Genomic DNA, 8,285 nt, shown 5'->3' with positions numbered 1-8,285 from the left:
TTCTCAAGGAAGTATCGGGTTGGGTTAAAATCGGGAACCCAACCCAACCCAATGCGTTAATCCTGCTAAAAGCCTAATTTTTCCAACACCGGCTTAGTGGAAACAATATGCCGATCGAGTCCCAGTTGTTTCGGCTCCACACCCAAAGCCAAAGCCACCAACTGCGGCAAATGCAGCACCGGCAAACCCAATTTGCGATCAATTACTTTTTCCACTTCCGGCTGCCGCGAATCCAAATTTAAATGACACAGCGGACAAGGCGTTACCATACAATCAGCACCGTTGTCAAGAGCATCTTGAATGTGTTTGCCGGCCATCTGAAATGATTGGTTAGTGGCATAACTCGCCAGCGGCCAGCCACAGCACTGCGTCCGCCCTCGATAGTAAACGGGAGTTGCGCCGATCGCCCGAAACACATTTTCCATCGATTCGGGTTGGTGCGGGTCATCGTAAGCCAAATGTTCCTGAGCTCGCAGCAGATAGCATCCGTAAAAAGACGCGCACTTCAAACCGGAAAGCTTGCGGGTGACTCGCTTCTGCACTTCCTCCAAGCCGTAATCTGCAACGATCGCCCACAATAGATGTTTCACCTCGGTACTGCCTTGGTAGGGCGAACAGCCTTGTTTTTTTAGTAAACCGTTGACTTTTTCGAGGTAAGGTCGATCGGTCTTTTGGGATTGCTTGAGGCGATCGTCCACATGACCGATTACCCCTTGACAAGTGCTGCAATGCGTGAGTAAAGGCAAATTCAGTTGCTCGGCCAAAGCAATATTCCGGGCGTTGACGGTATCTTCGAGCAACTGCGAATCTTCCTTGAAAGTACCAGAACCGCAGCAGGAAGCTTTCTTGAGTTCCACCAGTTCAATGCCCAAAGCTTGAGTCAGCGCTTGGGTAGACTGGTAAAGTTCGCGGGCGGCACCTTGGGCTACGCAACCGGGAAAGTAAGCATATTTGAGAGTTGGGGATGGCATAGTCGTTTCTGCTGGGGAGACAAGGTTCGGGACAAGGGATAAGGGCGATCCTCTTCGAGGGCTGCGCTAACGAATTTCCTCTCCACAATTACCGCATCAGAGCCTAGCTAGGGGTGAATTGTCAGCTTTTCTCAAGAATTTTCAGACCGATTTACCCAAAAGATGCAACTGTAGAAAAACTTAAAACCCTTATCCAGCAGTAATCCCAATCTCAAATCTCAAATCTCAAATGGTATGAGTAAGTTGCTAATATAGCCTTTCGAGCTCTCATATGAGGTACTGTGCGGGATAGGGCATAGGGCATAGGGCATAGGGCATGAGGCTCTCTTCACTTTTTTGAGAACCGCTATAGGTGGATATTCAAACCTGCAACGCGGTTCTCGTCCCTAGATTAAAGCTTGTCTTGAGCTTGTTGAAGGGTCACGGGCTATCAGTTTTTTTGTGGTAAAATCCAATACAAATCAGGCTTTAACGGCACAGCTCGCTGCCCTAAGTCGATCGTTCTCAACCCAGAACAGCTAACTGACTGTTGCGTTCAGGAGTGCCCCAAGAGAATTTTGTTCTTCTCCTATTAATGGTCTTTCATTAATTGCCTTCAGGAGCGCGATCGACTTGTTCTGTCTCAGATTCTGTCTGAGATTGCTGCGCTGGTTCCTGTGAATTTCGCGATCGTTTAGTTCGCTCCAAAGCCTCTGCGTAAGACCAAGCTACGCTCACGAGCAAAGCTTTTGCCATGCCGGCAAAATTTTTTGAATCCTCGCTTTCGGGCGCTGGTGCTTTTGGGTTGCCGTCGTCCGTCATATTTTTGTTTTCTCCAGGGCTGGTTTTTTTAGCGAATGGCAGGCAATGTGCGATCGATACCCACAAACTATGATTTTTATTGCACCCGCACCCTACGGATCTTTGAGGGTATGACCTCGCTCACCATAAATAATATCATAAATACGCTAATTGCCCGATCGCCTCAGAAAGAAACCTTAACTTCGCTGGTTGTCCGCAGCACAGACTCCTGATGAAAACGGCGCTTGTAACTGTCGATAATTTCCGTAATAGCTCGATTCTTGTCCGAGGTATTTTCATAAATCAAAATTACAATTTTCGACTTCTCTCGAATCAGAATGCCCGAACTGTTAAGAAACTGCCCGGAGCCGTCTAATACAGTTAGTTTTTCCCGAAAACGAGGGGTAATAACTGTCTTGACAAACTCCTGCCATTCTGATTCCGAAACAATCTCGCCTCCCGGTTTTGTTAAACCAAAATACAGTTCATCTTTGAAGAGATTTGTTTGCTGTTAGTCTCGGAAGTTTCCGGCAGTTGAGCGCGGGCAATTGTCGCCGGAAACACAGGCAGGACTAACAGCAGACCGGTCAGGCAAAGACTGTGAAGATGTTTGTTCATATATTATTTTTAACCCTTCGTTGCTTAAACTACTGGCAAACATACACGCACCAAAACTGTCAATACCGATAAAATTTGTATCTTACATGGTTTAAAATAGTTTAAAACTTAAATTAAGCTAAAAAAATAGTGCGAGATGTGAGGTTAAATGCACATCTTGCACTATAGCGATCCTAAATCATTTGCATAGTTCTTGTAGGGGCAATCCCACGCCCGGTTGCCCAATCTCTCGGAGGGCGGGCACGGGGACACCGCCCCTACATATCTGCATGAATGATTTAGGATTGCACTATATTAGGAACGGGATTTTCGACCCTTGCCACCAAAAAAACTATTCCTAATCCTTTAATTCGCGGATACTTCTCTTAGCGGTGTCTTGGTACATTTCCCCAAATTCTTTCACAGCAGCTCCTGCCTCTTGCCCGATCTTCTGAACTCTCTCGCCCGGATCATCCTTAGTTTCGCGCGCTTCTTGTCTCCATTCCCGCGTTGTTTGAGGTCTTTCGGGGTTGTTAAGATCGGCATTTGAGCCACCTTGCGTGCCGTAAGCTTTGCTATTATCTCCAGCATTAACATTTGCCGTCAGCAACACAAAACCGACTAGGACTACAGACAAAAAACGTTTGACCTGCAAGCCCTTAAACAGGGAACTGATACGATCGATCGCAGTGGAAATTAAATTCATCTTAGCAATACTCCCTAAGTTCTTTTTCGAGAAGTTTCAACATTTATCAATCTAAACAGTATCCAAATACTTCTACCTCTAACTAAAGTCATAATTTTGCCAAAAATCAGAAAATGTGTTTCTCAGCACAGAGACATACTGCTGTTAATAAATAATGCCGTGCAGTGCAACTTCTCACGGCAGCCGATCGCCCGTTTTGACATCAAACCAGTGCAGGAACTGAGGCGGAAAAACCAGCTCGACAATTTCAGAGTTCCACTGGCGGTCATTTGGCAGCAACAGCCGCACTGTTAGCGACTCCAAACCTTTAACTCGGACGCTAACCAAATTTTGCATTCCCAAGTTTTCCACTAAATAAACTTCACCTTTAATTGCCTCGCAAGCCGGCATCTCGGCAGTCTCTGCACTTGCAAAGCTGACGTTTTCCGGGCGAATTCCCAAGACAATCTCTGGCGGCACACTAGGCAAATTTGGCAAAGGAACTTTAAAATCGCCCAACATTGCCGAATTTCCCTGGCATTTAAGCTCTAACAAATTCATTTGCGGACTGCCCACAAAACCCGCTACAAATAGATTTGCCGGACGGTTATAAATGAAGTGGGGCGGGTCTAGTTGCTGGACAGTGCCGCTGTTGAGAACTGCGACTTTTGTAGAAAGCGTCATTGCTTCGGTTTGGTCGTGAGTTACGTACACTACAGGAGCTTTTTGTGATGCAAATAATTGTTTGAGTTCTGCCCTGACTTTTTCCCGCAATAATGCGTCGAGATTGCTCAAGGGTTCGTCGAGCAAAAATACTTCGGGTTGGCGCACTAAGGCGCGTCCTAGGGCTACTCGCTGCCGCTGTCCGCCTGATAATTTACCGGGTTTGCGATCGGCTAATTCGGTCAATCCGAGGGATGCTGCAACTTCTGTCACTAATCGGTTGATTTCGCCGGAGGAAATTTTGCGAAGTTTGAGGCTGGATGCCATATTTTCGTATACTGTCATGTGCGGATAAAGCGCGTAACTTTGAAACACCATTGCAATATCCCGATCGCCCGGTCTGAGATTAGTCACATTGCGATCGCCAATTCTAATCTCGCCTCTAGTAGGCTGTTCCAACCCTGCAATCAACCTGAGCGTCGTCGATTTGCCGCACCCCGAAGGCCCCAGCAATGTCAGAAATTCTCCCTCGCTGACATCTAAGCTAATGTCTTTTACGGGAACTACTTTTGGGCTGTAGGTTTTATTGAGGTTTTTTAATTCTAGTTTTGCCATGTTTCTTAAAATTAGTAATTGGGAATTGTGAATTGGGAATTGGGAATTGGTAATTGGTAATGGGTTATTAGAATAACCAACTAATGACTAATGACTAATGACTAATGACTAATGACTAATGACTAATGACTAATGACTAATGACTAATGACTATCCTTTGACTGCTCCGGCTGTTAAACCTTGAACGATGCGCCGCTGGAACACCAAAACCAGGAAAACTAAGGGTAAGGTTCCTAAAACGGTGGCGGCGGCGATCGGGCCGTAAGGAATTTCAAAGACTGACGCGCCGCTGAGTTGAGCGGTAGCAACGGGGATTGTTTTCATGGATTCGCGAGTGATAAATGTCAGTGCAAATATAAACTCGTTCCAAGCTGAAATAAATGTCAAAATTCCGGTTGTGACTAAGGCGGGAAATGTCATCGGTAGCACGATTTGCCACAGCATTTGAAAAGTGTTGTATCCGTCAACTTTTGCCGCATCTTCTAAATCTTTTGGCAGTTGTTGAAAGAAACTCCGCATTACTAAAATTGTCAAGGGCAAGTTGATAGCTGTGTAAGGAATAATTAAGGCTAAATAATTATTTCCTAAACTCAAAGCTTTGACTATTTCTAACAAACCCAAGAATAGCAGCACCGCCGGAAATAGCGTCACAATCGTTACAATTGCTAGGATGATTTTCTCGCTCCACAGCCGCAACCGAGCCAAAGCGTAAGCTGCGGGCGCGCCTACGGCTAAACACAGAAATGTGGAAGTAATGGAAACAAAAGCGCTATTTAAAATGTAAAGTGCAAAGGGGCGGCGCTGGAACAAGGAGATGTAATGCTCGAAGGTGATTTGTTTGGGTATGTAGACGTTGGGAATTGCTGAAATGTCGGCGTTTACTTTGAAGGATGTCAGCACTTGCCAGACAATGGGTGCGAGGAAATATGCGACGATTAATATCGCTGAGATTGGCAAGATTAGTTGCCGGATGTCAAAGGTTTTTTTGTTAGGTTGTTTGCGGGCGATCGACATAATTTTTTGTACCAATGAAAGGAAATTTCTAAGCTATTCGGTATTTAGATTTTTTTGGGGGCGGGCAGGATGCCCACCCCACAAGACTTTAAAGAAATAGTTGTATTGCAACTCTTGTGGCGTGGGCTTCTAGCCCGCGTATGGGGCAAGAAACCGGGTTTCTGGGGTTGGCGATCGCAAACTAACTTAACGTGCAGCAATCGAGAATCCCAAATCCCAAATCTAAAATTGATTGGCGCGGGATTTCGATAACAAATAAGCGGCGATCGCCACTGCAGCAACCAACAGCAAAAAAGTACACACCACCAAAGCCGCTCCGTACCCAAAGTCTAAATACCTCATTACCGTGCTGTAAATGTAGATAGAAACCGTCTCCGTTGCCCCCGCCGGCCCCCCTCCCGTCATCACCTGAATCAAGTCAAAAATGCCGAAAGCTTGGGCAAATCGAAACAGCACAGAAATCACAATTTGGGGCATCAGCAGCGGCAAGGTAATTTGACGGAAACTCTGCCAGCTACTCGCGCCGTCAATGGCGTGGGCTTCGTACAAATCACCGGAAATCGATTGCAATCCAGCTAGCAAAAGCAGGCTGACAAAGGGTGTAGTTTTCCACACATCCGCTGCAATCACTGCCATCATTGCCAAAGTCGGATCTCCCAGCCAGCTAATGCTGTTTTCAATCAATCCCAAGCGGAGTAAAATATCATTAATTACGCCGTATTGGTCGTTAAAAATCCACGCCCAAGCTACACCCATTAATGCAGTCGGCAGCGCCCAAGGCAGCAGGGAAATTGTCCGCACGATGCCGCGCCCTCTGAAAGATTGATTTAAGACTAAGGCAATGCCCATGCCGATAATTAATTCCAGCACAACAGAGGCGACTGTAAATATTGCGGTGTTGCCTAAAGTTTGCCAGAAACGCCCGTCGCCTAACATTCGACTGTAGTTAGCAAAACCGGAAAAAACCAGTTTTAATTCTGTACCGAGGTTTTGGGTGAATAAACTCAGCCAAAAAGCGCGCAATATTGGGTAAGCAAATACTAGCAGCAAAATTATTAAAGCTGGTGCTACTAATATCCATCCGGTTTTTTGTTCGCGCTGCATCTTGTCTGATTTCATATTGTTTACCTTTGATTTATTTTTGGGCGGGCTAGAAGCCCACCCCACAATAGAATTTACTCTTTGTGGAACAGGCCGGAGAGCCTGTTCGGGCGGGCAAGATGCCCACCCCACAATAAAAAAATTCACTCTTTGTGGAACAGGCCGGAGAGCCTGTTGCTAACTCTTTGTGGAACAGGCCGGAGAGCCTGTTTCTAACAGAATAGCAAGATGTCAGTTTTACGAAGCTTTCGGTTGTTTCAAACTGCCTAATAAATTGCGAGTTTCACTAGCCGCTGCTTTCATTGCTTCTTCTGCAGTCATTCTCCCGGTAAAAGCTGAACTCAAATAGCGCTGCAAAATATCAGAAGCTTGAGCGTATTGTGCTATGGGCGGGCGCAATACAGGCTGTTCCACTACTTTTAGCAGTTGCGGGTAGTGGGGATATTTGGCGACTATTTCTTTGTTGGTAAATAGGGATTTGTAACTGGGAACTAAACCGGTTTCTAAAATGAATTTGCGCTGGGTTTCCTCGCTGGTAAGGTATTTAATTGCTTTCCAGGCTTGTTCTGGATGTTTTGAGGTTTTGGCAATTCCCCAGCCCCAGCCGCCCAAGCAGGAACCGCCTGTTTTTCCGGTACTGCTGAGCATTGGCTCGATCGCAATTTTGCCTCTCACCTTGGAGCCCTCGGCATTTGCTAGCTTCCAAACATAGGGCCAATTTCGCAAAAACAGCGCTTGGCCGTTTTGAAACAACAGCCGGGTTTCTTCTTCGCCGTAGGTGGTGACACCGGGTGGAGAAATGCCAGAGGCGATCGTATTTTTGAGAAATTCTACTGCTTTAATTGCCTCCGGTTTATCTAACCCAACTTCAAAAGTTTGAGGGTTAGCCCAGAAGCCGCCGAAACCGGAGAGCACTTCGACAAACATCGCAGATACTCCCTCGTATTGTTTGCCTTGCCACAAATAACCCCAAGTTGCTTGTCCCTGTTTTTGCAAGTTTTGAGAGATTTTTGCCATCTCTTCAAAGGTTTTCGGTGCTGGAATTCCCGCTTGTTCTAAAATGTCTTTGCGGTAGTAAAGCATTCCGGCATCGGAAGCGTGGGGAATTCGGTAAAGTCTGCCTCGATACTGCCCGCCTTCGACGTTACCTTGAATAAATTTTGATAGTTTTTCGGGGGAAATTCTGTCTGTCAAATCCATTACCCAACCTGCGGCTGCAAATTTGGGAACCCAGACAATATCCATGTTGATGATATCGTAGGGCGAGTCGCCTAAAAGAAAGGCTGATGTGTAAAGATTTTCTACGAGGTTGCTATCAAATGGCCCTTCTACGAGGTTGATGCGAATATCGGGGTTTTTCTGTTCAAATTCTTTGATAAAGGGTTTCCAGTTAACAAGGTCTTGGCCTTGCATTAACATGGTTAGCGTGACTGGCTGTTGAGTCAGTGCGGGCTGAATAAATAACAGCAAGACGGCTGCTAATGTGACGGCGCATAGGGCTAAAAGACGGGGACGCTTCTGCCTTCGCTGGGGTGGGAAATTTATTTTTTGCATTTGCTTGTCAGAAGTTCCTGTGCGATCGCCTTATTTCTCTCTTAACTCGCTTTTTTAAGTTTCACGGGATTTAGCGAGTTTGTGCAATAAAAATTTAAGTAAACTTTAGCTTACTTAATAATGGTCGAGTGAAGAGTGCTAATTTGGATTGGACGAGTGCGATCGCGAGTTAAGTAAGCATCTATCTACAGGCAGATATTGAGAGTATTGTCAAATATCGTTTCCGCTGGCATTTGGCATTGACTAGATTGAATCGTTTGGGCGGTGCGTGATATCAATTCCGGTTGCACTCCTCACTCCTCATG

The 8,285-nt window shown here is 46.0% G+C and carries 8 protein-coding genes; all 8 read right to left on the bottom strand.

The genetic code is table 11. The features are described 5' to 3' along the window. Nucleotides 1-65 precede the first annotated feature (65 nt). The 8 genes from WBA89_RS14155 to WBA89_RS14120 all read right to left on the bottom strand — a co-directional run bounded on the left by WBA89_RS14155 (nt 66) and on the right by WBA89_RS14120 (nt 7,980). On the bottom strand, nt 66-971 hold the full coding sequence (locus WBA89_RS14155) for a CoB--CoM heterodisulfide reductase iron-sulfur subunit B family protein (protein ID WP_424407395.1): 906 nt from the start codon (nt 969-971) through the stop codon (nt 66-68). A gap of 585 nt (nt 972-1,556) precedes the next feature. After that, nucleotides 1,557-1,772 carry a hypothetical protein gene (locus WBA89_RS14150; RefSeq protein WP_424407394.1) on the bottom strand — a complete coding sequence of 72 codons (216 nt, stop codon included), beginning with the start codon at nt 1,770-1,772 and terminating at the stop codon, nt 1,557-1,559. A 163-nt stretch (nt 1,773-1,935) separates the two neighbouring features. Further along, complete coding sequence (locus WBA89_RS14145; protein WP_424407399.1) at nt 1,936-2,202, bottom strand: DUF3574 domain-containing protein; 267 nt, start codon at nt 2,200-2,202, stop codon at nt 1,936-1,938. A gap of 504 nt (nt 2,203-2,706) precedes the next feature. Beyond that, complete coding sequence (locus WBA89_RS14140; protein ID WP_424407392.1) at nt 2,707-3,054, bottom strand: hypothetical protein; 348 nt, start codon at nt 3,052-3,054, stop codon at nt 2,707-2,709. A 174-nt stretch (nt 3,055-3,228) separates the two neighbouring features. After that, nucleotides 3,229-4,311, bottom strand: coding sequence for an ABC transporter ATP-binding protein (locus tag WBA89_RS14135; protein WP_424407390.1), 1,083 nt, complete (start codon nt 4,309-4,311; stop codon nt 3,229-3,231). Between the two features lie 150 nt (nt 4,312-4,461). Continuing rightward, nucleotides 4,462-5,325 carry a carbohydrate ABC transporter permease gene (locus WBA89_RS14130; RefSeq protein ID WP_424407397.1) on the bottom strand — a complete coding sequence of 288 codons (864 nt, stop codon included), beginning with the start codon at nt 5,323-5,325 and terminating at the stop codon, nt 4,462-4,464. Between the two features lie 222 nt (nt 5,326-5,547). Beyond that, nucleotides 5,548-6,444, bottom strand: a complete 897-nt coding sequence (locus WBA89_RS14125) for a carbohydrate ABC transporter permease (protein WP_424407388.1) — start codon at nt 6,442-6,444, stop codon at nt 5,548-5,550. Between the two features lie 219 nt (nt 6,445-6,663). Continuing rightward, a complete protein-coding gene (locus WBA89_RS14120) occupies nt 6,664-7,980 on the bottom strand; it encodes an ABC transporter substrate-binding protein (protein ID WP_424407386.1) in 1,317 nt (438 codons plus the stop codon). Nucleotides 7,981-8,285 lie beyond the last annotated feature (305 nt).

Origin of the sequence: Microcoleus sp., from assembly GCF_049646505.1 — a bacterium.
In the GTDB taxonomy this organism is placed as follows: Bacteria; Cyanobacteriota; Cyanobacteriia; order Cyanobacteriales; family Microcoleaceae; genus Microcoleus.
This window is presented reverse-complemented; position numbering and strand designations above follow the sequence as displayed.